The 25,989-nt window shown below is 31.6% G+C and carries 27 protein-coding genes; 1 reads left to right on the top strand and 26 read right to left on the bottom strand.

Features of this window, described 5'->3' with window-relative positions:
- Positions 1-406: 406 nt before the first annotated feature.
- Both VQL36_RS01695 and VQL36_RS01690 read right to left on the bottom strand, forming a co-directional pair.
- On the bottom strand, positions 407-1,084 hold the full coding sequence (locus tag VQL36_RS01695) for a transposase (protein ID WP_349247652.1): 678 nt from the start codon (positions 1,082-1,084) through the stop codon (positions 407-409).
- On the bottom strand, positions 1,074-1,679 hold the full coding sequence (locus tag VQL36_RS01690; RefSeq protein WP_349247651.1) for an IS110 family transposase: 606 nt from the start codon (positions 1,677-1,679) through the stop codon (positions 1,074-1,076). Before VQL36_RS01690 ends, VQL36_RS01695 begins: the two co-directional genes overlap by 11 nt.
- A gap of 270 nt (positions 1,680-1,949) precedes the next feature.
- On the opposite strand from VQL36_RS01690, the gene VQL36_RS01685 reads away from it, so the two are divergent.
- Positions 1,950-2,528, top strand: a complete 579-nt coding sequence (locus VQL36_RS01685) for an acyltransferase (RefSeq protein WP_349247650.1) — start codon at positions 1,950-1,952, stop codon at positions 2,526-2,528.
- A gap of 474 nt (positions 2,529-3,002) precedes the next feature.
- Here VQL36_RS01685 and galE read toward each other — a convergent pair whose 3' ends face one another.
- The 24 genes from galE to thiD all read right to left on the bottom strand — a co-directional run bounded on the left by galE (position 3,003) and on the right by thiD (position 25,846).
- Positions 3,003-4,001: a UDP-glucose 4-epimerase GalE gene (galE, locus tag VQL36_RS01680; protein WP_349247649.1), complete on the bottom strand. Its 999-nt coding sequence runs from the start codon at positions 3,999-4,001 to the stop codon at positions 3,003-3,005.
- 163 nt (positions 4,002-4,164) lie between these two features.
- A complete protein-coding gene (locus VQL36_RS01675; RefSeq protein WP_349247648.1) occupies positions 4,165-4,815 on the bottom strand; it encodes a CatB-related O-acetyltransferase in 651 nt (216 codons plus the stop codon).
- A 137-nt stretch (positions 4,816-4,952) separates the two neighbouring features.
- Positions 4,953-5,126 (bottom strand): hypothetical protein, encoded by a 174-nt coding sequence (locus tag VQL36_RS01670; protein WP_349247647.1) that lies wholly within the window; start codon positions 5,124-5,126, stop codon positions 4,953-4,955.
- A 401-nt stretch (positions 5,127-5,527) separates the two neighbouring features.
- The gene (locus tag VQL36_RS01665) at positions 5,528-6,694 is read right to left on the bottom strand and encodes a nucleotide sugar dehydrogenase (RefSeq protein ID WP_349247646.1); all 1,167 of its coding nucleotides are present in this window, start codon (positions 6,692-6,694) and stop codon (positions 5,528-5,530) included.
- A gap of 110 nt (positions 6,695-6,804) precedes the next feature.
- On the bottom strand, positions 6,805-7,263 hold the full coding sequence (locus VQL36_RS01660) for an HAD-IIIA family hydrolase (RefSeq protein WP_349247645.1): 459 nt from the start codon (positions 7,261-7,263) through the stop codon (positions 6,805-6,807).
- Entirely contained in the window at positions 7,260-8,255 is a 996-nt protein-coding gene (locus VQL36_RS01655; RefSeq protein ID WP_349247644.1) for a KpsF/GutQ family sugar-phosphate isomerase, read from the bottom strand. The genes VQL36_RS01660 and VQL36_RS01655 overlap by 4 nt, the downstream gene beginning before the upstream one ends.
- A gap of 17 nt (positions 8,256-8,272) precedes the next feature.
- Positions 8,273-9,046 carry a 3-deoxy-8-phosphooctulonate synthase gene (kdsA, locus tag VQL36_RS01650; RefSeq protein WP_349247643.1) on the bottom strand — a complete coding sequence of 258 codons (774 nt, stop codon included), beginning with the start codon at positions 9,044-9,046 and terminating at the stop codon, positions 8,273-8,275.
- A gap of 16 nt (positions 9,047-9,062) precedes the next feature.
- Positions 9,063-9,713: a cytidylyltransferase domain-containing protein gene (locus VQL36_RS01645; protein WP_349247642.1), complete on the bottom strand. Its 651-nt coding sequence runs from the start codon at positions 9,711-9,713 to the stop codon at positions 9,063-9,065.
- A 26-nt stretch (positions 9,714-9,739) separates the two neighbouring features.
- Positions 9,740-11,143, bottom strand: coding sequence for a lipopolysaccharide biosynthesis protein (locus tag VQL36_RS01640; protein ID WP_349247641.1), 1,404 nt, complete (start codon positions 11,141-11,143; stop codon positions 9,740-9,742).
- A complete protein-coding gene (locus VQL36_RS01635; protein WP_349247640.1) occupies positions 11,140-11,967 on the bottom strand; it encodes a 6-hydroxymethylpterin diphosphokinase MptE-like protein in 828 nt (275 codons plus the stop codon). Before VQL36_RS01635 ends, VQL36_RS01640 begins: the two co-directional genes overlap by 4 nt.
- Positions 11,968-12,129: 162 nt before the next feature.
- Complete coding sequence (locus VQL36_RS01630) at positions 12,130-13,230, bottom strand: O-antigen ligase family protein (protein WP_349247639.1); 1,101 nt, start codon at positions 13,228-13,230, stop codon at positions 12,130-12,132.
- Between the two features lie 60 nt (positions 13,231-13,290).
- Entirely contained in the window at positions 13,291-14,454 is a 1,164-nt protein-coding gene (locus VQL36_RS01625) for a glycosyltransferase (RefSeq protein WP_349247638.1), read from the bottom strand.
- A 99-nt stretch (positions 14,455-14,553) separates the two neighbouring features.
- On the bottom strand, positions 14,554-15,477 hold the full coding sequence (locus VQL36_RS01620; protein ID WP_349247637.1) for a glycosyltransferase family 2 protein: 924 nt from the start codon (positions 15,475-15,477) through the stop codon (positions 14,554-14,556).
- 34 nt (positions 15,478-15,511) lie between these two features.
- Positions 15,512-16,042 carry an acyltransferase gene (locus VQL36_RS01615; RefSeq protein WP_349247636.1) on the bottom strand — a complete coding sequence of 177 codons (531 nt, stop codon included), beginning with the start codon at positions 16,040-16,042 and terminating at the stop codon, positions 15,512-15,514.
- Between the two features lie 11 nt (positions 16,043-16,053).
- On the bottom strand, positions 16,054-16,869 hold the full coding sequence (locus VQL36_RS01610; protein WP_349247635.1) for a glycosyltransferase: 816 nt from the start codon (positions 16,867-16,869) through the stop codon (positions 16,054-16,056).
- A gap of 37 nt (positions 16,870-16,906) precedes the next feature.
- Complete coding sequence (locus VQL36_RS01605) at positions 16,907-17,734, bottom strand: polysaccharide deacetylase family protein (protein ID WP_349247634.1); 828 nt, start codon at positions 17,732-17,734, stop codon at positions 16,907-16,909.
- A 112-nt stretch (positions 17,735-17,846) separates the two neighbouring features.
- Positions 17,847-18,452, bottom strand: coding sequence for a sugar transferase (locus tag VQL36_RS01600; RefSeq protein ID WP_349247633.1), 606 nt, complete (start codon positions 18,450-18,452; stop codon positions 17,847-17,849).
- Positions 18,453-18,543: 91 nt separating this feature from the next.
- Positions 18,544-20,358, bottom strand: coding sequence for a nucleoside-diphosphate sugar epimerase/dehydratase (locus tag VQL36_RS01595; protein ID WP_349247632.1), 1,815 nt, complete (start codon positions 20,356-20,358; stop codon positions 18,544-18,546).
- 28 nt (positions 20,359-20,386) lie between these two features.
- Positions 20,387-21,271, bottom strand: coding sequence for a UTP--glucose-1-phosphate uridylyltransferase GalU (gene galU, locus VQL36_RS01590; protein WP_349251096.1), 885 nt, complete (start codon positions 21,269-21,271; stop codon positions 20,387-20,389).
- A gap of 416 nt (positions 21,272-21,687) precedes the next feature.
- Positions 21,688-22,455, bottom strand: a complete 768-nt coding sequence (locus tag VQL36_RS01585; RefSeq protein ID WP_349247631.1) for a tyrosine-protein phosphatase — start codon at positions 22,453-22,455, stop codon at positions 21,688-21,690.
- A gap of 333 nt (positions 22,456-22,788) precedes the next feature.
- Entirely contained in the window at positions 22,789-23,481 is a 693-nt protein-coding gene (locus VQL36_RS01580) for a CpsD/CapB family tyrosine-protein kinase (RefSeq protein WP_413789464.1), read from the bottom strand.
- Complete coding sequence (locus tag VQL36_RS01575; protein WP_349247629.1) at positions 23,471-24,220, bottom strand: YveK family protein; 750 nt, start codon at positions 24,218-24,220, stop codon at positions 23,471-23,473. Before VQL36_RS01575 ends, VQL36_RS01580 begins: the two co-directional genes overlap by 11 nt.
- A 137-nt stretch (positions 24,221-24,357) precedes the next feature.
- Positions 24,358-25,038: a thiamine phosphate synthase gene (gene thiE, locus VQL36_RS01570; protein ID WP_349247628.1), complete on the bottom strand. Its 681-nt coding sequence runs from the start codon at positions 25,036-25,038 to the stop codon at positions 24,358-24,360.
- Positions 25,031-25,846 carry a bifunctional hydroxymethylpyrimidine kinase/phosphomethylpyrimidine kinase gene (thiD, locus tag VQL36_RS01565; RefSeq protein WP_349247627.1) on the bottom strand — a complete coding sequence of 272 codons (816 nt, stop codon included), beginning with the start codon at positions 25,844-25,846 and terminating at the stop codon, positions 25,031-25,033. The genes thiE and thiD overlap by 8 nt, the downstream gene beginning before the upstream one ends.
- Positions 25,847-25,989 lie beyond the last annotated feature (143 nt).

The raw sequence follows: 25,989 nt of genomic DNA, 5'->3' as shown, positions 1-25,989 counted from the left end.
AGGGCTTTCTCTGGATTTATAGATTACTTCCAAGTAGATGAGATACTCCGCACTTCTTATTATATAAATATATTGAAATTTTGGATCATAAAAACAATATTAAATCGAAAACGATCAAACAATGATTATTCGACATTTTCCGGTTAGTGACAGGCACCCAAACTTTATATCGTCGCTTAATGTTACAAATTTTTCCTTACGAAAATACTATTGCTTTATTATTACAATTTAAGAATAGTCTTTATGTATAAAATAAGTTAAATTAATAGATTCAATGTTTGTAAATTGTAGTATAATAGAAGGGATTTTCAAAAAATAAAAAAGAACACTGAATTAACTGTTTCGAAAAATGTGGGCATAACAAATAAGCCTACTAAAAGTGGCTTTTTTAAATGGATGTTATTATTTAAAATGAATCAAACTTTAATGTGCATATCGGGTATTTGATAGCCCAGCGTTTCCAAGTAACGTATAACCATTTCCTCAGTGATCTGAGGTGCATAGTTTCGTTTTGGCTTGGAGTCGATTTTTTATAAATCATAGTTAAATGTCTCATTCTTATCAAGCATATGGTAAAGTAAATACAATTGAGTAACATGCCTGCAATCGCAATAATCGCTTTCTTGTGCCCTCTTCGTTTTTTGATTTGGTCATAACGGACTTTGAAATAAGTACACTTTTTACTTTTAATTGCAGCATTTGCACATTGAACTAATAAGGGTTTGATGTATACACCGGCTCGTGAAATCCGAACAGATTTTTTCTTACCAGCACTTTCGTTGTTTTGCGGAGTAAGTCCAGCCCATGAACACAAATGTTTGGAGGAGTGAAACATGGACATATCGGTGCCGATCTCACCGATGATAGCAATCGCAGTAAAAACATCCTTGATGCTTGGTAGTGATAGAATGATTTCTATTTGTCGTAAATAGGGCTGAGCTAATTCTAATACAACGGATTCAATATCGGCTATGTGTTTCTCAATGCTATCAAAATGATCTAGACAAACACGCATTTTATCTGCTTGTGGTTTCGTCAAGTTTCCACGAATTGATTTTTCAATGGTTTCTGCTTTATTTTGCATGCTTTTGTGGAGCATAGATGAAATATCGAAATCCTTCACAATGAGGATTCTCAAGTAGGTGATTAATAATTTTCATTGAGCTTACACCGAAAGTATCTGAAACCACACTGGAAATCATGATATTGGAAACGGTAAGAGAGTTTTGAATACGGTTTTTCTCACTTGACTTAAAGTTGATTAGTTTAAACCGATAGCGCATTAAATCACGGATTTGACGGATTAATAAGGACGGTATAAAGCTATTGGGAACTAAACCGTGCTTGTGCAGGTCGCAAAGCCAAATTGAATCTTTTTTATCGGTTTTCTTGCCGCGAATACCCTTGACATATTTCGGGTTAGCAACGACAACATCGCAATCATTTTCTAAAACATTGAAAACAGGATACCAATACTTGCCTGTAGACTCCATACAGACATGAACGCAAAATTTTGATTTTAACCAATCCAAAAGAAGATGCAAATCTTCAGTGAAGGTTGAAAATTGCCTCGTTTGGTACTCAGTAACACCCGATTTGTTAGTCGTACCTATCGTTGCAACAACAAACTTTTTGTGGACATCAATTCCACAGCAAATAGAGTGAACAATTTTAAGCATAAACACATCCCCGCCAAAGTTTATAGTGGATAAGCAGACATTGACTGTTTGCTATGCAATAAACGGGAATTGTTTATACAAGGATTAGTTTACGTGCTCTATGTCACACTTATTTGTACTTAAAAATAGCAAACGGCACATCTTATTATGCGGGCAGTATTGAACTGCACCACTCACCTCCCCGTGCTCTGTAGTGTATCTGCTTATCCGAATACATTATATCACCAAACGAGAAAGTTGGAGGAAGGAACTTTCATTAATTTTTATGCCTTGAGCACAGCGAAAGGAATGATACTCATTATGTCAAGATTAAAACGATTAAATTTTTATTTAAAAATTATATTTTATAAGTTTATTTTAAAAAAAGATCCTATGGAGATAAAAGTACGATATTATATGGATTGTGGCGTTAAAATAGGTAAAAATATGAGAGCATTTTCTCCACTTATTTCTGCTGAGCCATATCTGCTTGAATTTGGTGACGATGTAACTATTAGTACTGGTGTTAAATTTACAACACATGATAATTCTGCGTCAAAAGTAATTCCAAACTCTACAGATTTATTTGGCAGAATAAAAATAGGTAATAATTGCTTTATTGGACAAAATAGTTTAATTTTGCCAGGCATTGAGTTAGTTGACAATATTATTGTTGGATCTGGAAGCGTTGTAACCAAAAGTTTTAAGCAAGAAGGCTTAATAATAGCAGGTAATCCTGCAAAACCGATCGGTAGTATAGTGAATTACAAAGAAAAATACTTGGAAAATGCACTGAATACAAAAGGATTATCATTTGAAGAAAAAAGAATATATTTATTAAACAATCAAGATTTATTAATAAAAAAGTAACACTATTTAATTGACTAAGATAATTTGTTTATTGAATAATGATCTAATTATAATTAATTGAAGAGCGTGAAATTAAAAACAACTTGTCCATCAGATGAGGTTTAAGAAAAATTATTTATCTTGCTACGAAGGAAACATCGTAGTAATGGTCTATGACGTTAAAAAATCAAAACAATGTATATCACAACAGGTATCATTTTAAGAATCGGATTCAGCCTGAACTTTTAACGTGAAAGTAGAAGCGAGAGACGACTTGACATAGAAGAGCTTATGTAGGCACTATGGGTTGGATACTTTTTAACAAAATGTATCGCAAGTAGACTCAACTATCATGCTCGCCACTCCAAATAAAGTCTTTTTTGTTAATTTTAAAAATCCTCAAAACAATTTATATTCACTTCTTTTATTTAGTTATCTACTCAAAAGGGAGTACATCATTTCAGCTTGACCGGCAATAACATCTCTATTTTGTTTCTAATAACTCTTTAAATTTTTCTCAAATCGCCATGCATCGCGGCACATTGCAATAATATCACGTTTAGCTGTCCAACCAAATTCTTTCTTAGCTTTTGAAACATCAGCATAGCATGAAGCAACATCTCCAGGTCTACGATCAACTATTTCATAAGGAACTTCAATACCATTAGCATCTTCAAATGCTTTTACTAACTCTAGCACACTAGTACCTTTTCCAGTTCCCAAGTTATAAATATGAGCACCTTCCTTGAGATTATCTAACGCTGCAACATGTCCTTCTGCCAGATCCAACACATGAATATAATCTCTTACACCGGTACCGTCTGTTGTTGGATAGTCATTTCCAAAAACCCTAAGTTTATCCAGTTTTCCTTTGGCAACTTGAGTAACATAAGGCATAAGATTATTTGGAATACCATTAGGTGCTTCACCAATTAAACCATTTGCATGGGCACCTACTGGATTAAAGTAGCGAAGAAGAGCAACTGAAAATTCTGGATTTGCTTTAGCTATATCCGTTAGAATCTTCTCACTCATGGCTTTTGTTTCACCGTATGGATTTGTAGTAGGTAAAAGGTCCATTGTTTCTACAAAAGGTACAGTGTTGTCTCCATATACTGTTGCAGATGAACTAAAAACAAATCGTTTAACACCAAATTTTTGGCAAGCCTTAGCAAGAACCATAGTACTAACTATGTTGTTGTAGTAATATGATATTGGTATTTTTACTGATTCACCGACCGCTTTAAGACCAGCAAAATGAATGACTCCATCTAGTTTATGTTTACTAAAAAGAGTTTCCACAGATTTTTCTTCTATTACATCTATTTGATAAAAAGTAACATCTTCATTCGTTATCTGCTGTATTTTATCTATAGCCTCAACCCTACTATTACAAAGATTATCAGCTACGATTATATTATACCCTGCTTCTAATAAAGCTACACAGGTATGCGAGCCAATATATCCAGTGCCACCTGTTACAAGTATATTCATTTAAGTTCTCCTCTCCAATATATTTAGCTTTTCCGCGTTCATCTACTTTTAACAATAAAAAAATATTAGTTTAATATTAAGAAGAGAGCTACTTATTATATATCCACTAACGTTTCTTCATCTAAATTATAAAAACAACAAATTTCAAATAGAATTTAATAATTTATTTAACCAAATCTACCCACTTATCCTTAGCTTCAAAGTATAATTTGTACTGAGTAAGTTCTTTAGTAGTTAAATCCCACCATTTTAAGTTTTCTAAAAAGTCTATATACTTTTCATCAAATCTTTTTTTGATAAATTTTGCTGGAACACCTGCCACAACACTATAAGGTCTGACATTTTTAGTTACAACAGACCCTCCCGCAATTATCGCTCCGTTTCCAATATTAACCCCTTGTAAAACTAATACATTGCTGCCTATCCACACATCATTCCCTATAATGGGTGGATTAGTGATTTCATCCCAGGTATGAATATTTAATAAACTTCTATCCTTATGATAAATATGTGGAGAAGTAGACATATGATGTACCGGATGTTCAAACATCCCTATTTGACAATTGTATCCAACTGAGCAATAATTACCTAATATTCCTGAAGCTACAATTGTTCCAGGATTAATATAAGAGTACTTTCCAATTTTAACTTTATTTCTAATATCTACTCCTATACCTAGTGCTGAACCCAAACCTAAAGAAACATCTTCACCTACTTTATGTGTCTGTATAATACTATCCGGGAATTTTTTCCTTAACTTCTGTAGTTTCCAATATCTCTTTACCGATATTGGAATTAGCTTCTTTAAGTGCACTTTGTCCCCTCACCTTCAAAATACTATCGTCGTTCCACACCTTTACTGTGTACACTTAAACCTAGGTATAAATTTATCTAGTTGACAGAAAGGTCCCACATTTAGATTTCATACTTAATTGAGAACTTTATCTTATACTACATAGAATATGCCTCTAGAAGTATTTTATCATTTTGATAACTCTTCTTTTGTTTTCTCATATTCCTTTTAGATAAAACTTCATTTAGATTTTCTAATTCTCTTATAATATCTCTTTCATTTTCAAACACTAATGTAATACTTAATAAGTAATTGTATATCTTTAATTTCAATCTCCGTAAATAGGACGTATTGTTCTAAAATAATTTTTTTTAGGACTTTATCCCTTGATATTTTGTCTTACTTTTATAATGACACATTATATAAGAGATAAATAGCATTATAAAATTGTTAGTGGAGGCATGAGAATTTTTATTAAAATAAGAGTAAACACTGAAATTAAAACAGTTTTTTCATCATCATTACTCTTATTTAATTATGCCCTTATTTCGCTAAAATTCATGAACGTCTCTCCATTCAAATATTCAATCTGTTTTAAAAAATTTTAGTTTGTTAACTTATCCATATTTGCTCTTTAAAATACCAAGCAACCAAACAGTAAATAATCCTGTTCAAACTACACTAAATTTCTTGTTTTACATTTAGAACAGCACAATAAAAAACTTCTTCAAAATTAATCTCTACTAAACAAGTCCCTTGTATATACTTTCTCCTTTATTTCTTGTAATTCATCAGTTAATCGATTTGCCACAATCACATCTGAAATTTCCTTAAACTTTTCTAAATTGTTTATTACTTTAGAATTAAAGAATCTCTCTTCATGAAGAGCTGGTTCATACACAACAACTTCGATACCTTTTGCTTTAATACGTTTCATTACACCTTGAATTGCAGATTTCCTAAAATTATCTGAATCCAATTTCATTGTAAGTCTATAGATACCTACTACCTTAGAATTTCTCTTTATTATCATTTCTGCAATATGGTCTTTTCTTGTCCTATTTGCATCAACAATTGCTGTCATAATATTATTTGGAACATCCATATAATTAGCTAACAACTGTTTTGTATCTTTAGGGAGACAGTACCCACCATAACCAAAGGAAGGATTATTATAATGATTACCTATACGAGGGTCAAGCCCAACACCATCGATAATTTGTTTTGTATCTAGTTCTCTTACCTCTGCATATGAATCTAGCTCATTAAAGAACGCAACTCTCATAGCTAGGTAAGTATTGGCAAATAGTTTAATAGCCTCTGCTTCTGTTGAATTAGTAAATAGCACAGGAATATCTTTTTTTATAGCTCCTTGAACTAACAAATCAGCAAAGACCTTGGCTCTATCAGTCTGCTCACCAACAATTATACGAGAAGGATATAAGTTATCATATAATGCCTTTCCTTCTCTCAAAAACTCTGGTGAGAAAATGATATTATCCGTTTCAAACTTTTCCTTAACTTTCTCTGTATATCCTACTGGTACTGTTGATTTTATTACCATTATTGCTTCTGGATTAATTGATAACACATTGGCAATCACTGCTTCAATTGTTCTTGTATTAAAATAGTTTTTTTCTGGATCATAATTTGTTGGTGTAGAAATAACGACATAATCAGCGTCTTTGAATGCTTTGCAATTATCCGTAGTTGCCCTTAAATTTAATTCTCCCGAAGCTAAAAACTTTTCAATCTCATTATCCATAATTGAAGATTTTTTATTATTAATCATATTAACTTTTTCTTGGATAATATCTAATGCTACTACTTCATTTTGTTGTGCTAATAAAATTGCATTTGATAATCCTACATAACCAATGCCAGCAATAGTTATTTTCATTAAAATACCCTCTCTATTTTAATTTCTCTTTTCTACACACTTGGTGTATAGATATATTATTTGATAATGTTAAAGATAAAAGGAATTTTCTAAAAAGCGTCTAACTTAAATCAACTAATAATAAATTCTATAAATTCTCTGACCGCACCGTTACCCCCACTCTGCTGAGAGACGAAGTCTGCTATTTTCTTAACTTCTTTTACCGCATCTGCTGGGCATCCCTTCATTGCGCATAATCTCATACAATCTAAGTCATTTTCATCATCGCCTATATATGCAATCTCACTAAAATCACATTCATATTTATCAGAAATTTGTTTTAATATATCTAATTTACTATCTATACCTTGATAAACATCAGTAATATTTAATTCATTTGCGCGGTGCGTAAGAATTTTAGATTGACGCCCAGTAATAATTACAGGTATTATTCCAAAATCATGTAATTTATTAATTCCAAGTCCATCCTTTACATTAAAGGATTTCATTATTTCTCCTTCTGATCCAACATATATCTTCCCATCAGTAAGAGTTCCATCTACATCCATAACAAGTAATCTAATCATCATATTACAATTCCTTCATTTAAGATGTCTCTAAGTCTAATTGTGCCTATAACTTTGCTTTTACTGTTAAGAACAGGGGCACTTGATATATTTTTCTCTTTTAGAATCTGTAATGCCTCAACTGCCATATCTTCTTCATTTAAAACAACTGGATTTTTCGACATGATTTCATCAACTAATAAATCATAAACATCAACACCTTGCTCAAGCTGACGTCTTAAATCACCATCGGTAACGACACCTAAAATATTATTATCATTGTTTACAATAGTAATCATTCCTAAGCCTTTTTTCCCCATTTCAACTATTGCACTCTTTAATGTCAGTCCTGACTTTATAATTGCATTATTTTCACCAGTAGCCATAATATCTTTTACTTTAATAAATAATTTTTTACCTAAAGAGCCAGCCGGATGATACAACCCATAATTCTTTTCATTAAATCCGTATATTTTAGATGCAACTACAGCCAAAGCATCACCATATACTAATGCAGCCGTTGCACTTGATGTTGGTGCCAGGTTTAAATAACATGCTTCATTGAAATAAGGAAAAACTTGAGCATAATCACTGTATTTAACTAAAGTAGATTCTTTATTCCCAGAAATGCCTATAAGGGTTGCTCCAATTGCCTTTATATTGCTAATCATCCTAGTGATTTCTTCACTCTCACCACTATAACTAATTGCAATTACAACATCATTCTTCCCAATCATGCCTAAATCTCCATGCAGTGCTTCAGCAGGATGAAGAAAAAGTGCAGGAGTTCCTAGGCTTGCCATTGTTGCTGCGATTTTTCGAGCAATATGACCAGGTTTACCCATGCCTGTTACAATAATTTTCCCACTGCACTCTGAAATTGCTTTCAGAATTTGATTAAAATTATCATCTAGACTGTCTCTTACAATTTTCAATGCATTAATCTCTGTATCAAATACTTCCTTTGCATCTGCTATAAAGTCCATAACTTTCCTATCTGCTGATAAGGTATCCATAATTCCCAACCTCCAATTTAAATATTGACAGCTTGATATACTTTTATTAATTTCTTTAACATTGTTTCAAATTCACTAAGTGGTACCATGTTAGGTCCGTCAGACAAAGCATTCTTTGGATCCGGGTGAACCTCCATAAATAAGCCATGCGCACCTACTGCTAAAGCAGCCTTTGCTAGATGCTCAACATACTCTCTATTTCCATCTGTAGCATCACCTTTACCACCAGGTTTTTGGACACTGTGTGTTGCATCAAAGACTACCGGATATCCAAGTTTCCCCATCTCAAGAATACTTGTCATATCAACAACCAAATTATTATATCCGAAAGTAGTCCCTCGTTCACAAAGTAATATATTTTCGTTTCCACTTTCTTTTATTTTATTTACAACATTCTTCATATCCCAAGGTGCTAAAAATTGAGCTTTTTTTACATTTATCATTCTTCCTGTTTTAGCAGCTGCTACAAGCAAGTCTGTTTGACGGCAAAGAAATGCAGGAATTTGAATAATATCTACTACCTTTGAAACTGGTTCTGCTTGATATGGCTCATGTATGTCGGTTACTACTTTTAAACCATAAGTGTCTTTAATCCTCTTTAAAATCTTTAATCCTTTTTCTAATCCGGGACCTCTATATGAATTAATTGAAGTTCTATTAGCTTTATCAAATGAAGCTTTAAAATAATAATCAACTCCTAATTCATCAGTTATTTTATTAATTTCTCCGGCTACTTGCATAACCATTTCTTCATTTTCAATTACACACGGACCTGCAATTAATGTCAACATAATTTACACTCTCCTATTATTTATTTTCTATTAAACGTAAAGCAAACTCATAATCTTCTTTTGTATCAATATCAATCGCCTCGATACTATCAACTTCTTGTATATGTGGATTAAAACCAATTCTTCGACGGTGCTTAGTAAATACTTCTTTTTCAAACATAAAAAAAGCACTTGTTTCTACGTATAAAGGTTCCATGTCTTGAGTTCGTGGAACGTCATTTAAATCATAATTTATTGGCTCACCTTTATACCATGCGAAAGTCTGTATTTTTTGTGCTGAAAAAGCAGAATCTTTACCTTTATCTAACATAGTTAGTAGTGCGCGTGTAATCGTGTCACTTTTAATAAACGGTGAAGTAGTATGAGCTAGTATATAGATATCTGCATCTACTTGATTAATAAAAGAATCATAAATCTCAAATCCCTTTACCAAGTCACCATCAAGGCTAGAATCTCTTTTAAGAAAAGAAGTTTCTGGGGGGATATATTTTTTTACTTTCTTTTCACTACAGAATACATATGTTTCATCAATTTTATCTACTCTTAGAAGACTATCTAGAATATGCCAACACATAGGCTGATCACCTATTGGTAAAATGTTTTTATTGGGTAACCTTTGACTATTCAATTTTATCGGTACAAAAGCAACTACCTTTTTCTTATTCATTCTTACTCCTTCTTTCTTTGTTTTGTTCACTTCAATAATGCCGTGAATCTATTCTTTCTAAATGAAACTAATATATATATGAATGATCCTACAAATGCTATTAGCCATCTGAAAATAGCATAATCTATAATTAGATAAGATATTATTACTGCTAAGATCATAGTTATTATAGGCTTGATATAAATTTTGAATGGAAATAATAGATTATCTAGTTTTCTTGCAGCATAGTAATGAATTCCAAAAGTTACAGCATAAGCAATTACTGTCGTAAAAGCAGCCGCTATATAACCATATGATGGTATTAATATAAGGTTAAGCACTAGATTAAGAGCTGCAGCTATAAAAGTATTAGTTGCAATTATTTTAATAGATTTATAGAAGTACTCTAAGTTAACACTGATAGAATATAAAAAGATGAAAAAAGAAGCTAGTAACACTAGTGGTATTAAAATATCGCCACTCCAATATTCTTTAGGTGCGATAATTACTAGTACCTCAGGGCTAATTAATAGTATCCCTATCATTGCAATTACGACCAACTCTATATAAATCTTTACATTTTTATTTATACTTTCTCTTTCTCCACCTAATAATTTTTTATTAAACCACGGAATCCATACACTTTCTAATGATGATGTTATAACTAAAGAGATCATGCTTAGGTTGTACACTAAACTATAAATACCAGCCTCTGATGTACTACGAAAAGCTGTAAGCATTGTTAAGTCTGATGTTCTTAAAATTGTTGCAGAAAGTCCGTGAAAAATTAATGGTAATGATAGAATAATAGCGTATTTCCAATATGTCTTATCAATATATTTTTTACCTTGTATAAAAATTTTCACCAAGTAATACATTGCTATTAAAGAAGTGGTTATAACATAAGGTATAATCCTACCTAAATATTGATTGTCATTCATATTTATTAAAAAAAATATTGATAAAATTGATACAATAACATTAGGTAATGCTAGTAATAATGTCCTTTTTATGTAATTTACTGACAACATATACTTTATAGTTATACTATTTAGAATAAATGTCATAAAAGACTGTACTAAACAGAGAATAACTAGTGTAATATCCAATTTTTCAAAAAAGAAATGTGATATAACAATAATTAATGTGGATGAAATAATAAAATTAAGCAATGATAGAAAAAAAATTGATGATATATACCCTTCCAAATCTTCTTTATAATCTATATAAGCACTGCGTAACGAATTACCTAATGATAGACCTACAATTAAAGACAGGATAGATACCCACGACAAATATGTGTTAACTATGCCATAGTCCGAAGTAGACATTAATCTCGTGAAAATCGGAATGGTAATAAAAGCAATTGCTTTATTAAACAAATTACCTATTAAGTAAAAACTACCAGCTTTAGCATTTTTATTTGTAAACATTTTGACTAGTAAACTCAATTTTTCTCCCTCAGTCCTACTACTTCATCTATATCAACTCTTGGGAAAACTTCTAACATTCCACCACGAGTTGCATTATAAATCTTTATACCATTTTCATCTGCATATTTTTTTGCAACTTTATATGCTTCAATCATTCTAGTCCCTGCCTGTGCATAGCTAGAATCAACAACACCATGCTCAACTATATGCTGTTTCTCTTTTATATAATTTGTATCTGCTCCAATTAAATAGATCTCTTTATAGCCCATATAGACTGCAATCTGTATTAATGAATAGGTAATTGTATACCCATCATATACTTGAAGAAAAATATCTCCACTAAATTTTGAGTTATAGGGTTTATGGTTAATTTTATGATTTAATATATTATGAGGGAAAACATAACTATCCTCGGGTAATTTAGATTTTTCATATAATCTATGTCCAAAAAACTTATATTTTACATCCACATTTTCTAAATCAGTTTTTATCCTGTCATAAACATAAGGGTCTTGTATGCCATAATAAGTTGGTCTCCATTCAGTCTTATCAAATAATAATACTATTGAATTCATACTGAATGTATCTTCATTTTTTAATTTTTCTATATCTTCAATAGTCAAACTTGGACCAGTCGCCACAATAAAACAGCGTTTCCCCGAATGTATATTTTTAAATTCTTTTAGTTTTTTATATTTAAGATCGCATATACCTCTTGATCTTAATATCATTTTTAGGTGAAATACAAAATTAATTATAGTTTTGTTTTTTAGAATACTAAGTAACTTATAAAAATCTTTTAATAAGAGATTAGTTTTAATAATTCTTTTGAGCTTATTCATTAATATACCCTCTCTATTTAAGTCAATCTTTTATCATGACATAGTAAGATTTCATCTATACAATAAATATTAAATATGAATTCATTAAAACTGTTAAAATTAAGCATAAGGCTAGAACGACTCTTTATTTATTGCTCGTTTTTCAATTTTTTAAAAAGACATTTATGAATTTCGTTTATTTGCTTGTAGTAACATTGCTATATAAATAATAAACAATAATGAAATACTAAATGTTTTTATGTCAACAAAAAGAGTATTTTCAAACATACCTAGTGCAAAATAAACACCAAAAAAGGCTAAGAATGCTATTCTTTCTTTTGCATTTACTTGAATAATAAGTTTTAATATATATAAAACTAAAACCAAGAACAAAACCATCGACACTAAACCATATCGTCCAAGCAATTGCATAAAGATATTATGGGCATCCATATGCTCAAAAGTATTCCAGAAATACGATGAACCTTTTCCAAAAATTGAAATATCATTACTAAATAGATAAGTCCATATTTCAGCACGACCTGTAGTAATATCTTCCTCTGACACTTGCCATTTATTAAAGATTAAATTACTAATAGCATCAAGATAAAAATAGCAAAAAAGAATTATTGAGGTAGAAAAGAGTATATAGTAAAAGAACTTCTTTTTTGATTTAATTTTATTTATACTAAAATAAATTAATACAAATCCCCCTATTAGGAATGATATCAAAGCTGTACGTGAACGTAAGTAAATAAGAAGCACTGTTGTAATTAAAATTAACACAGAAATTCTAAATGAATTTTGCCTGTTAGATAAATATAATAAAATAGCTGTATTTATGCCAATGAGTGCGGTGGTAATACCATATGAATTAAATCCATTTACACCATATTCAAATATAAAAGGGATAAATGCAATTGTTGTGGACCAACATAATAGGTATAAATATCTGCGCTCAATGCGAAATAACCAGGGAACAAATACCATTAAAACAAAAATATCTATTAAATTATATTCTTCATTAATAATTTTTGAAAATAATATTGATATTATAAATAAAAACCAAATAACTAAAAACTGAAGATTATAAGGACTTCTCCACCTTATATAAGAGAATAATAATATTAGCAATACAAATACTAGAAGATATCGATCTGTAACAAATTCATTTAACCTGAAAGAGGAAAAGCTTACTAGATTACCAAAAAAAATTATAACAGTAGAGATACATAATATATATATATCTTTAATGTTAATTTTTCTATCATGTTTAAAATTCACTAAAAATCCCCCTTCATTATCTAAACCCCTTTAAAATTAATCTCAGCAATTATAAGTAATTTAATTATTATATTTTATGATGGCAGCTTTTAAAATATTATTTACTTTTTTGGAGACTATATCAGGTGATGTTTCTTGTAAGCAGCGCTGAGAAATATCTTTCCCACAATATTTATTAAAGTTTTTATGCATTTCTTGCAATGCACAAACTAGAGCATTTTCATCATCAACGGGTATCATAATACCGTCATTTTCATCAAGCTTTTTATCAAAACCACCATGATCAGTTGTGATAATTGGACGACCTATAGCCATAGCTTCACGGTAAACCACACCGAAAGTTTCATGTGCGCTTGGCAAAACAAAACAATTACTATTAATATTTTCATTTACAACTTTTTCACGTGAAAGTTGCCCTAATAAAAATATCTGATGCTCTCTTTCATTTGTAGTAATTAAATCATTAATTTGTTTAAATTCAGGTCCACTCCCCCCAATTTTCAATACAATATTTTCATCTTTTGAAAAAGCTTTAATAAAACAATTAACTAAAAAAATAAATCGTTTTCTAGGAAGTAGGTTTCCTACTGTAAAGAATATAAATTTATCATTTTTAGGTGGGTCATGATATATAAACATTTTATCTATTAAATTTGGGACAACTTTTATTTCTTTTTCTAGATAAAAGCAGTTTTTCTGTATAGATTTTTTAAGATTTTCAGATACACATATAAACTCCTGTGCATTTCTTATAGACGTATTTACCGCTTTAATATGATGGCGGGGGATATTTTCTTGCATTAAAGTACTACGATGTTCTTCAACAACTAGAGGTATAGATTTATCCTTTGCAATTTTACTGGCAACATACCCACCGAAATATGAAAAGTGTGCATAAATGACATCAGGCTTTCCAAATTCTGCTTCTGCAGCATTATATAAACGCCTTATTTGATGCTCACAATAATATAAATACCATTGTGGTATTTTATTTGTTCCCCACATTTTAAACCATTTGAAGTATTCAATAGAATATTCATTTTCTTCCCGAGTAATTTCATAATATAAATTTCCACGTTTAACTTTGAGAGGAATCATTTTAAGATTTAGAACTACAATCCTGTTTCCTTGACTGGCTAATGCTTTAACTTGTTCTTTTATAAAGATATTTTTTTGAGGCTGAATCTCATCTGGATATCCGGAAGGAATAACAAAAGTTAGCATCTATAATCCCCCTATTTTATTATTAGTTTCGGTTGTATAATTGTAAAAAAACATTTTATTACTGATTCTAGTACGTTGTTTATTAATTTATATTTAAATTTAGACTATAAAATTACGGAGTTTAGTCTCTACTATTTTAACTAGGGTTTTTTTTACAGCATAGTATGTTGAAACTGGATCCTTAAAAACAAAAGAAATCATTTTTAAACCAGATTTAAATTCCCTGTGTTTTATCATTGCTATACCAATATCAAACTGATGCATGTTATATACTCTTGTTTTCTTCCTTTTTGGTAGTGACTTCATTAATGGCTCTACTGAATTAAAAAAAGATTTTTTAGCAGAAATTAACTTTTGTGGATTCAACCTGTTACTATTGTCATCTATATGTGCACATAAAAAGAAGTCTTGCATTAACTTAATTTTATATTTCTGAGTGAGAAATGCGAATAATTGTACATCCTGATACCGCAAAAGGTTTTCGTCAAAATATCCCGCATCATCAAGAGCTTCTCTTCTCATAAGTAATGTACCGGTAGTAATTTCTATATTTCTTAGAAGGACATGTTCAAAAACATATCCATCCTTATAAGGTAAAGTTGCCTTAACTAGTTTTCCCCCTAGGTAAAATTTTTTCCGACATGCAACCCCACCCCATGAATTATCTAATTCTTCTAGTACATTTACTTGTTTTTCTATTTTTTCACTTTTCCAATAATCATCGTCATCAAGAAAAGCTATATATTCACCTTTAGCCAATTTTATACCGACATTTCTTGCAACGGCTCCATTAACATGTTTTTTTTGTTCAATATAATTCAACCGTTCATCAGTATATTTCAATAGAATTTCTTTTAAATCGTTAGTATGCTCATCACCAGGCTCATTATCATTCACAACTAAGACTTCAATATTTTTATAGGTTTGGTTAAGAACACTATCAACTGCTCTTAAAAGCATATTTGCTCTTTTATAGGTAGGTATAATTACGCTAACTAGACCTCTACTATATTGAGTTTCCATTATAATCTCCAATCTATCCGATTTAACATTGAATTTATTTTTTTTTTCTTTTACTAATTTGTTTTGCAGGTATACCACCATAAATTGCATAAGGCTCAGTTAATGATTTTGAAACTACACTTCCTGCAGCAACCACACATCCATCTGGGATATTAACCCCTTTTAAAATTACACAATTAGCACCAATCCAACAATCATTACCTATTGTGACATCCGCTTCCGAATATTTCTGAAATGTCATCGGCTTATCAATATCCATCCCGTGGTTTGTCGAAAATATTTTAACACCTGGTCCCATCAATAGGTTGTCACCTAAAGTTATTTTTGAATTTTCTCCACACCAAATACAACACTGATGATTTATGTGTGAGTTTTCCCCAACAAAAACGTTCTGAGGGTTTCTAATAGAAGATGTAGCATGAACTCGTAAATTTCCTTTACGATTCATTTTTTTTCTCCACGTTACAGTTTCATGAATGTAATATCCAAGTGAAGAGCCTAATGCCTTAAGGAAACTAACGGAAAATAATCCTTGTAGTGCCTCTTTTATATGCTTCCCTTTCATAAAGTCACCTCTTAAATTTTTGTTGGTTTTCGCCTTAGAAGGTTTACATAAACAAACTTTCTAATCCATGGTGGAATCATAGCCACAAGTAATCTTCCATTTTTATTTATAAAATATTCTCGACCATTTATAAACCCAACTTCTCTAAGGTACCTTTGAAATGCAAGGGTACTTTTAATATATGTTTTATTCCCTTTTCTTTTATATCTATTTTTATCCGTTCTCACAAAGACAAGTATTTCAGGTATATTATGAAAAACATATTGTTCCTTTAGCATCCTTATCCATAAATAATAGTCTTCATATAATGGAAAGTCCATATAATTACCTGCCCCTAATACGGCTTTTTTTTTAAATAAGACCGATACATGTGAAACAGGGCTTCTAGATTTAGATTGTTGAACTATATCATTATGATGTTCTTTTACTACTCTAACTGAAGTTAGATAATTAACATCAATTTCAAACTCAGCAGTATAACTACCTATCACGGAACACTCAGGATGTCTTTTCGCATAAGAAATTAGCTTCTCAAATCTATCTTTACGAGATACGTCATCTGAATCCATACGAATAATATATTCATTACTACAATTTAGAACACCTACTCTAAGTGCATTACCCAACCCTTTATTTTCCTTCAATTTGTGTACTTTAAAAATATATTTATATCGATTTTCAAATTCCGCTATTATATTTTCTAACTCTTTAGAAACAGGTCCATCAACAATTAGTAAAAATTCATCAGGTCTCAGTGTTTGTTCTATAAAGGAGCTTTCAATTGCAATTCTTAAGAATTCAGGATTATCGTTTTTGTAACATGACATTAATACAGAAAACTTCATATTTGTCTCACTTTCGCTTTTATATTTCTGACATTGCTCTAAAAGAGGCACCTTCCTTTTTAAGATACTCCAATAATTTCACGATTTTATTTAGGTTATTTCTTCTTCCAATATTCATTCTTAATTTATTTTTTAGAGGAGCTTTAGAAGGAGTGGGAATGGTTACATTAGTTAACTCAAATGGGTGTAGATAGAGTAAAAAATTATGCTCAGTTTTTCGATATTTTTTTAGTAAGAATTTTAAGAGCCATAGTGGAAATAATCGTATATAGCCGCCCCCAGAAATAGGTATATTGTACTTCAAAACCTTTACAGTAGGGATTTCAACCTCGCAAAAATCTTTTTTAAAATGTATCAAGCTGTCAACCTTCTTAAAACCTGTCATTTTTAACATTTTATATAAATTATGCTGTTCAAATCTAATAAAACTACTATCGTATTTAAACCCTATCTTCTCTAATATATTTAATTTTTCATCTTCCATAGAAAAACAGGAGGCTCTATATCCTTCTACTTTAGAACCTGATATTTTTTCTATAATCTTCTTTGCTTTAGTTACTTGCTCTTCAAATTCGTCATTACTTTTATTATATAAGAGATCATGATCATATCCGTGACAACCAATTGAATGTCCTTTAGACGCAATTTCCTTAAGAATTTGTGAATTGTCTTCCGCCAATTCTCCTAAAATGAAAAATGTGGCTTTAATATTAAGTTCATCTAATTTATCAAGAAATTCTCTCATTAATGGTACAACTCTAAAATTTCCAGTATCATCTATATACTGTCTCATATATTCTAGGTGATACCATTCTTCAACATCTACTGTTATCCAAACATTTTTCATTCAAATATCTCTCCTAGTTTAAAAAACATATTTATTTTCAACTGGTATTTCAATTTTCATATTTATTGTTTTCATTGAAAAAATAATGATAAAGTTTCGTAGATTGCATATTCTATCTAATGAACGGGTCTTTATTTTTTCCTCCTTCAACAACACCATCACTTTTGACTACACTAATTATAGTTTTAAAAAAACACTTAACATCCATCCACAAACTAATCTTCTCAACATATTCTCCATCCAACTCCGCCTTCATCTCAGTAGGAAGCTCATCCCTACCATTTATCTGAGCCCAACCAGTCAAACCAGGTGGAACGTCATTGGCTCCATATTTTTCACGTTCAGCAATCAAATCGTACTGATTCCACAATGCAGGACGTGGACCAATAATACTCATCTGTCCAACGAAGATATTCCATATTTGAGGTAGTTCATCAAGTGAGGTTTTCCTTAAGAACTTACCCATCTTGGTAATATACTGTTCTGGATTATCTAATAAATGTGTTGGAGTATCCTTTGGCGTATCTATACTCATAGTACGAAACTTTAATATATTAAAATGAGATTTCTTGATACCAACCCGCTTTTGCTTAAAAAGAACTGGACCTTTTGAATCCAGTTTAGTCCCTATAATTAAAATTAAAAATATCGGAGATAAGACAATAAGCCCAATTAAAGAGAGAATTATATCTATCAATCTTTTAATTTTCATATACATTTTAATTTCAGTCCTTAATCATAAAAGTTGTTGTCAAAAACGCATTACAAAAGAGAAGATATTCTAAACATCATGAATCTAATTTATCCATTTACTGATTAACAACCATCTTCTCTTCTTTCATCCGACCACCAGCAATATCTAACAATGTAACCCTCAATTCATCCACTGACAAATTCTCAAACTCATTGAACAAAACATGCAAGAATTTTCCTTCAATAAATGTAGCTTTACCAATATGAATCTTAGGAAAAACTTGTTTATGATGCACTTCATTTTCATTCAACAACTCTTCAAACAATTTCTCACCTGGACGAATCCCTGAGTACACAATTCCTATGTCCTCTACAGAATATCCAGATAATTTTATTAAGTTTTTAGCCAAATCTACTATTTTTACCGGATCACCCATATCTAAAACAAAGATCTCTCCACCTCTAGCCAGTGCACCTGCTTGAATGACAAGCCTAGAAGCCTCTGGAATTGTCATAAAATATCGTTCCATATCTGGATGTGTAACCGTAACAGGACCACCTGCTTGAATTTGTTTTTTAAATAAAGGAATGACACTTCCACGACTTCCAAGGACATTTCCAAATCGAACAGCTACAAATCGAGTGTTGCTGATTGCATCCATATGCTGTACAACCATTTCTGCTATCCGTTTTGTTGCTCCCATCACACTTGTTGGATTCACTGCTTTATCTGTTGAAACCATGACAAATGTTTTTACTTTTGCATGATCAGCAGCTTCCGCAACATTTTTTGTTCCTATGACATTGTTTTTCACAGCTTCTTCAGGATTGCGTTCCATTAATGGGACATGTTTGTGTGCAGCAGCATGATACACAATACTTGGTTTATGTTTTGATAACACAGCAAACATTTTATCTTTATCTTGAACGTCTGCAATTTCAGTCACGAAATTGATTTCATTGTATGTATTTAATAATTCTTGTTCTATTATGTAAATACTATTTTCACCATGGCCAAGCAATACGATTTTACTTGGTTTATATTTTGAAACTTGACGACAAATCTCTGAACCTATCGAACCGCCAGCACCCGTTACTAGTATCGTTTGATTTTGAATCGTTTCTAATAGATTTCTATCATCCAGTTTCACTGGTTCTCTTCCAAGTAAATCTTCTATTCTTACATCCCTAAAGTCATTAACCGAAACTTTTCCTAAAACCAAATCTTCAATCATAGGAAGGATTTGAGTTCTGACATTTGTTTTACTACATTCCTGTACAATTTTATTTAATTTTTTTTTGTTAAGAGAAGGTATAGCTATGACAATGTTTTTAATATCAAAATCAATCACTGACTTTTCTATATCTTTCACTCCACCAATTACAGGTATGCCCATGATTTCCATCTGTTGTTTTTGACATTCATCATCGATAAAAGCTACAGGGTATAGTTTTGAACCTGAGTTATTTTTTAATTGCCGAGCAATCATTGTACCAGCAGCACCTGCACCAATAATTAGTGTTCTCTCTCCCCGATTTTTCACCTTTAAATACGAATCTCGATATAATCGCCATACAAACCTTGACCCACCTATAAACATCATATGAAACATCCAAGTAATGACAAGCGCTCTAATGTATATATCTTGGTAAAAAACCAGTTGCACAAGTGCAGTGATCAAAATAGAATAGGTAACAGATTTGTAGATTGTAACTAATTCCCCGATACTTGCATATTCCCATACTCTTTTGTAAAGCTTGTAATAAGCTGCTAACATATGATGAACGATTAACAAGGTCAGTGAACTAATAAGTAGAAAAGGTGTGAGATAATATTTCGTACTTAATATAAAATGACTAAAATAAATAGCCGTGAACACACACAACGAATCTAATAAAATCAGGAGTAATAGTCGTTTTCGGTACGTCACAAACGAACCTCCCTTATCTATATATTTTTTAAATATTAACTTCATTTTTATTTTGGATTTTTTCCATAAAAGAGATAAGTTTGGATTTTAATTCATCATCCTGCATTGCAAATTCAATCGTCGTTTGAATAAATCCTAGTTTCTCCCCAACGTCATATCGTTTTCCTTCAAAATCATAGGCAAAAACTCGCTGAATTTCATTTAATTTAGAAATAGCATCCGTTAATTGAATCTCTCCACCTGTTCCAATATTTTGTTCTTCTAAAAACATAAAAATCTCAGGCGTAAGAATATATCGTCCCATAATTGCCAAATTAGAAGGAGCTGCTCCTTGATCAGGTTTTTCTATAAAACTACTAACTTGATACCGTCTACCTACTTGTTCCATTGGATCAACTATTCCATATCGATGTGTTTCTTCATCTGGCACCTGCTGAACACCAATCATCGGAGCTAAAGTTTTTTCATATTCATGAATTAACTGCCCTAAACAAGGAACATCAGATTGAACAATATCGTCTCCTAATAAAACCGCAAAAGGTTCATCCCCAATAAATGTACGTGCACACCAGATGGCATGTCCTAATCCCTTAGGTTCTTTTTGTCTTATGTAATGTATGTTTGCTAGATTTGAAGATTGTTGTACTTTTTCAAGTAGGTCGTCTTTCCCCTTTTCCTTCAAATTTTGCTCTAATTCAAACGCATGATCAAAATGATCTTCTATCGCTCGTTTCCCTTTTCCCGTAACAATCATGATATCTTCGATACCTGAAGCTACAGCTTCTTCAACGATATACTGAATTGTAGGTTTATCTACAATCGGCAACATCTCTTTTGGCATTGCTTTCGTTGCAGGTAAAAAACGAGTACCCAATCCTGCAGCAGGAATGATTGCTTTTTTTACTTTTTTTATACTCATAACCCATCTCCTAACTCTATGTATCTTTCAAATAATTACGTGGAAACCCATTGTAGGTTTCATACTTTGAAACTTTTATCACGGAACTCATTACTTTTTCCTCCTTAAGATTTAATGTATTATGTATCTTACACCATCATATTAAACATTTATTATGTCAGCAAAAAGTCCAACTTGGTCATTTTAAAAAATTAAAAATACTTCATTACAAAAACCAAAAGAAAAGAGCAAGTAAGTAATAAAACTCCTAACTCTAGATTCTCTCCCATAAAAATCTATAGCCAGAAATTTTATCATTTGATAGTGATAGTAAGCATTAACTTTGTAATACCAACTTACATTATTTTTTATTAATTGAATACCAGTAAAATATTCCAGATGTATAACTTTAACCTAAAAAAGAAAAGAGTTTAAAAAATACCAAATATCTTTTTTCTTTTGATTCGTTGCGGTTCTTCATAATGAATCATCTTTCCTTCTATTAATCTTTGAGGATTTTTGAAAAGTAAATCTCGCCAGTTGCTTCCAAATTCTTGGTCTATGTATTCGTAAGCTTCTTTTAGATGGAATCCTCTTCGTGTCACATGATGTACATCAGATGCAACAAAGTGAGTCTGATGATGTTCAATTAGTTGATTTGTAAATTTCTGAATTTTTTTTCCGAACTTTCCAACCACACTTGCTGCTGTGACTTGTGTTAATGCTCCATTTTTCACTAACTCATATAACGCTTCAGGGTGTTCAGTTAATTCTTGATTTCTTTCAGGATGGACAATAATTGGTTTTAACCCATTTAACTGCAGTTCAAATAGTAGCTGATTTGTGTAACGTGGAACGTGATTCGAGGGAAGCTCCACAAATATGTATTTATGATCATTATTTAATGATAATAGCTCACCCTGCTCAATATCATGAACCATTTCTCCGTAAATACGTGTTTCTTGCCCAGGGTATACTTCTAGTTGTATATTTTCTAAAAACAATTCTTCATTTACACGCTCTACTGCTTTTAAAATTTCATCTTTGGAATTGTAGTAAGATCCATTTCGATGATGCGGAGTAGCAATAATTTTGGTGATTCCTTGTTTTACCGCTTCCCTAGCAAGCTGCATACTTTCTTCTAGGTCTTTCGCCCCATCATCTACTCCAGGTAAGATATGACTATGTAAATCTATCATTTTTTCACCATCCTAAACCTAGAAAATTATAATTATGGAAATAAATAGTGTGTTTTAATCAAAAGAAATTGTCGAAAAAGATAATATACCGTCCTATTTTAGCATGTTTTTCTAAAAATGAGAATAGAAAATAGTTCTTTTTTCCTAATTCATTAATATTATATAATATTTTTTTAGAATACTCTTTTACTAGATTTAAAATTTATTTTCCTAAATACATGTTCATATTAGATTTCTTTTGTGAAGTCTCTGTGAAATCAAGTAAAAAAAAATTAATAGGTGCTCAAAAGTAAATTAAACACCTATTAATTAAAACTAATAAATTGTATTATATTAACTTCCATAATATGAGTAATAATCTTGTTTTTTCGATGTTTTCTTCTGGTTTAATACCGTACCTAATATTTTCGTGTTCGCTTGTAATAATCGCTCTTTTGATTTCAATGCAGCCTCGACTTCTGTTCCTCCACTTTCTACAACTAATATGACACCATCACATAAATCACCTAATATTTGTGCGTCTGTGACAGCTAAAACAGGAGGACTGTCAAACAGGACAATGTCAAATTTTTTTTTGGCTTCTTCTACAAATTGTCTCATTGCATTAGACCCTAACATTTCGGCAGGGTTAGGAGGGATGGGTCCGCTTGTAATAACAGACAGATGTTCAATTTCTGTTTCACTCATCACCCCATTTATAGCAGCTTGGCTTGCTAAAACATTAGTCAAACCAAAGGTATTAAATAATTGAAAGGTGTAATGCATCGTAGGTTTACGAAGATCTGCATCGACTAACAATACACGTTTGCCTTGCTGAGCAAATACAATCGCTAAATTGGCTGTTGTTGTAGATTTTCCTTCTGCTGGAGTTGAAGAAGTCACCACTATCGATTTGATGTTTTGATCTACAGCAGCAAATTGAATATTTGTGCGAATCGTACGATATTGTTCTGAGATAGGTGATTTAGGATTTGTTAATGTTACTAAGCTACGTTGATTGGTTTGTTTTTGCTTTTTACGACTCAATCGTGACACCCCCAACTGGTCGATTTTTCTGACTAAAAGCAGATGTTTTTTCTTCGTGTTCACTAATTTGACTAATAGAACCTAATACAGGTAGCTCCAGTAACTTCTCGATATCCTGTTCTGTTTTCACAGTATTGTCTAAATACTCTAATAAAAATGCCAACCCAACACCTGTCATTAATCCAATGATAATCGCAATTGCTAAGTTTAAAGTTGGATTTGGTTTTATCGGTGATGGATTTTCAGAAACTTTAGCTTCTGCTAATATACTTACATTGTCTACGTTGTTATTCATTAATTCTATAATTCTTGTTTTAAATACGTTGGAAATCGTATTTGCTATATTAACTGCTAATACTGGATCTTCATCTTCAACTACGATGGAGACGACTTGTGAGTTATTCTCAGGTTTAACATTAATTTGTTTCTTTAAAGCCGCAGACGATCGCTCTAATTCAAGTTCTTCTATTACAATATCTAAAATTGCTGGACTTTTTATAATAACACTATATGTATTAATTAATTCTGTATTTGTACGAATATCGTTAATATCAATTGCATTATTATCTGACTTCGCATTGTTCACCAAAATCTGGGTAGATGACTGATAGATCGGTGTTAATATAAATAAACTAACTACTGCACTGATAAGTATTGCTATCACAGTAATCGCTAAAATCAACCACAATTTTTTTTTAACAATCTCATATATTTCCTTTAAGCTAATCGATTCTTCCATTACTTACTTTCCTCCTGATAATAACCCTACAGCGGTTTGAATAAATGTATTATAGCATAATTCGTCAAAATTTTAATAAATATTCACTCACGAGATAACATGGTGAATATTGTAAAAATAGCTAGAATATACGGGTATCATTCATTAGTGTAAGAATCATTGATCGTCTCGATTAATTTGCTCGATGCTTCTCTAGGGTGGTTTAAAGAGCTAATAGCAGAGATTAAAGCAACTCCGTCCGCCCCTGCTTTTATGACGGATTTTATATTATTTTGATTGATTCCCCCTATGCCAACAATGGGGATCTCTATATTGTTTTGTCTTAGTTGTCGAATCATGTCCGGACCTGCGACTTCATTTGTATCCAATTTTGTTGTTGTTTCATACATTGGACCAACCCCTATATAATTTGCGCCTAGACCCACTGCTTCTGTTGCTTCAAATAAATCATGGGTTGAAACCCCTAATATTTTCGTCCCTATTAATTTTCTAGTCTTCGATATATCGCCATCCTCTTGACCGATATGTATCCCATCCGCATCTAATTCTAGTGCAAGATTTATATCATCATTTACGATAAAAGGAATATCATTTTGTTTACATAAAGATTGCAGTTTTTTTCCTAATTGAAGCTTTTCCTCTCCCTGTAAGGCACCGTTTCCTTTTTCACGATACTGAAACATTGTAATGCCACCTTTTATGGCTTCGGACAAAACTTCTACAGGATGTTTTAAGCAATTCACACTACCCATAACAAAATATAGTTTTAAATGTGATTTCATTGATTCTGGTGAAATATTTTGAAAGCTACTAGCCATTACTCAATTCACCTACAGTGCGATGCGCAGCATGGTTTAACGGCCCATGACCACTTCCAATTTGCATAGCATTTTCTATAGATACATTTACAAATTTCTTAGCGTTTCCTACAGCTTCTTTTATTGAACTTCCTTTTGCTAATTCACTAGCGACTGCCGCAGCGAATGTGCATCCTGTTCCATGTGTATTATTTGTATTAATCCTTTTACTTTGATAAGTTGTAAACTCTGTTCCGTCAAATAAAAGATCTATCACTTCATCTGAATTTGTATCATGTCCACCTTTAATCACAACATTCACAGCACCTAAATCATGCAGCATTTTTGCAACTTCTTTTCGATCTTCTAAGGAATGAATCTTTTTTCCTGTTAATGCTTCCGCTTCTGGCATATTAGGAGTAATAACTTTACTTAAAGGTATTAATTTCTCCCTCATTGTTTTTACTGCTTCTTCTTGTAAAAGAGATGCTCCACCTTTAGCAATCATCACTGGGTCAACAACAACATTATCCCATTCATATTGTTTGATTTTCTCGCAAACAAGCTCAATCACCTCACTATTGAACAACATCCCTGTTTTTATCGCATCGGCTCCCATGTCCGTTCCAATAGAATCAATTTGATTAGCTATCGCTTCAAGTGAAGAAGGATACACACCTTGTACTCCTAATGTATTTTGAGCAGTAATCGCAGTAATGGCTGACATGCCAAATACCTCAAGCTCTTGAAAAGTTTTTAAATCGGCTTGGATGCCTGCTCCACCACCACTGTCTGAACCTGCTATGGTTAAAACTTTGATTGGTTTCATTGTTTGTTCTCCTCTCAAACTTTAAAAAATGTAAAACAATTAAAATGTGCAGCATATTCATGTAAAGTGATTTGCTCTTATTCCTTCCACTTCATATTAATGTATCTCGATAAATCTTAGCCACTTCCTTGTGACTAACGAAG

The organism is Chengkuizengella sp. SCS-71B, assembly GCF_040100845.1.
In the GTDB taxonomy this organism is placed as follows: Bacteria; Bacillota; Bacilli; order Paenibacillales; family KCTC-33759; genus Chengkuizengella.
Note: the sequence above shows the minus strand (reverse complement) of the source record. Positions and strands in the feature narration are given on the sequence as shown.

Coding starts and splice junctions, on each gene's coding strand:
- VQL36_RS01695 (WP_349247652.1), bottom strand. CDS start 1,084: ATGCAAAATAAAGCAGAAACCATTGAAAAATCAATTCGTGGAAACTTG.
- VQL36_RS01690 (WP_349247651.1), bottom strand. CDS start 1,679: ATGCTTAAAATTGTTCACTCTATTTGCTGTGGAATTGATGTCCACAAA.
- galE (WP_349247649.1), bottom strand. CDS start 4,001: ATGAATATACTTGTAACAGGTGGCACTGGATATATTGGCTCGCATACC.
- VQL36_RS01665 (WP_349247646.1), bottom strand. CDS start 6,694: ATGAAAATAACTATTGCTGGCATTGGTTATGTAGGATTATCAAATGCA.
- VQL36_RS01660 (WP_349247645.1), bottom strand. CDS start 7,263: ATGATGATTAGATTACTTGTTATGGATGTAGATGGAACTCTTACTGAT.
- VQL36_RS01655 (WP_349247644.1), bottom strand. CDS start 8,255: ATGGATACCTTATCAGCAGATAGGAAAGTTATGGACTTTATAGCAGAT.
- kdsA (WP_349247643.1), bottom strand. CDS start 9,046: ATGTTGACATTAATTGCAGGTCCGTGTGTAATTGAAAATGAAGAAATG.
- VQL36_RS01645 (WP_349247642.1), bottom strand. CDS start 9,713: ATGAATAAGAAAAAGGTAGTTGCTTTTGTACCGATAAAATTGAATAGT.
- VQL36_RS01635 (WP_349247640.1), bottom strand. CDS start 11,967: ATGAATAAGCTCAAAAGAATTATTAAAACTAATCTCTTATTAAAAGAT.
- VQL36_RS01625 (WP_349247638.1), bottom strand. CDS start 14,454: ATGCTAACTTTTGTTATTCCTTCCGGATATCCAGATGAGATTCAGCCT.
- VQL36_RS01620 (WP_349247637.1), bottom strand. CDS start 15,477: ATGGAAACTCAATATAGTAGAGGTCTAGTTAGCGTAATTATACCTACC.
- VQL36_RS01615 (WP_349247636.1), bottom strand. CDS start 16,042: ATGAAAGGGAAGCATATAAAAGAGGCACTACAAGGATTATTTTCCGTT.
- VQL36_RS01610 (WP_349247635.1), bottom strand. CDS start 16,869: ATGTCATGTTACAAAAACGATAATCCTGAATTCTTAAGAATTGCAATT.
- VQL36_RS01605 (WP_349247634.1), bottom strand. CDS start 17,734: ATGAAAAATGTTTGGATAACAGTAGATGTTGAAGAATGGTATCACCTA.
- VQL36_RS01600 (WP_349247633.1), bottom strand. CDS start 18,452: ATGTATATGAAAATTAAAAGATTGATAGATATAATTCTCTCTTTAATT.
- VQL36_RS01585 (WP_349247631.1), bottom strand. CDS start 22,455: ATGATAGATTTACATAGTCATATCTTACCTGGAGTAGATGATGGGGCG.
- VQL36_RS01575 (WP_349247629.1), bottom strand. CDS start 24,220: ATGGAAGAATCGATTAGCTTAAAGGAAATATATGAGATTGTTAAAAAA.
- thiE (WP_349247628.1), bottom strand. CDS start 25,038: ATGGCTAGTAGCTTTCAAAATATTTCACCAGAATCAATGAAATCACAT.
- thiD (WP_349247627.1), bottom strand. CDS start 25,846: ATGAAACCAATCAAAGTTTTAACCATAGCAGGTTCAGACAGTGGTGGT.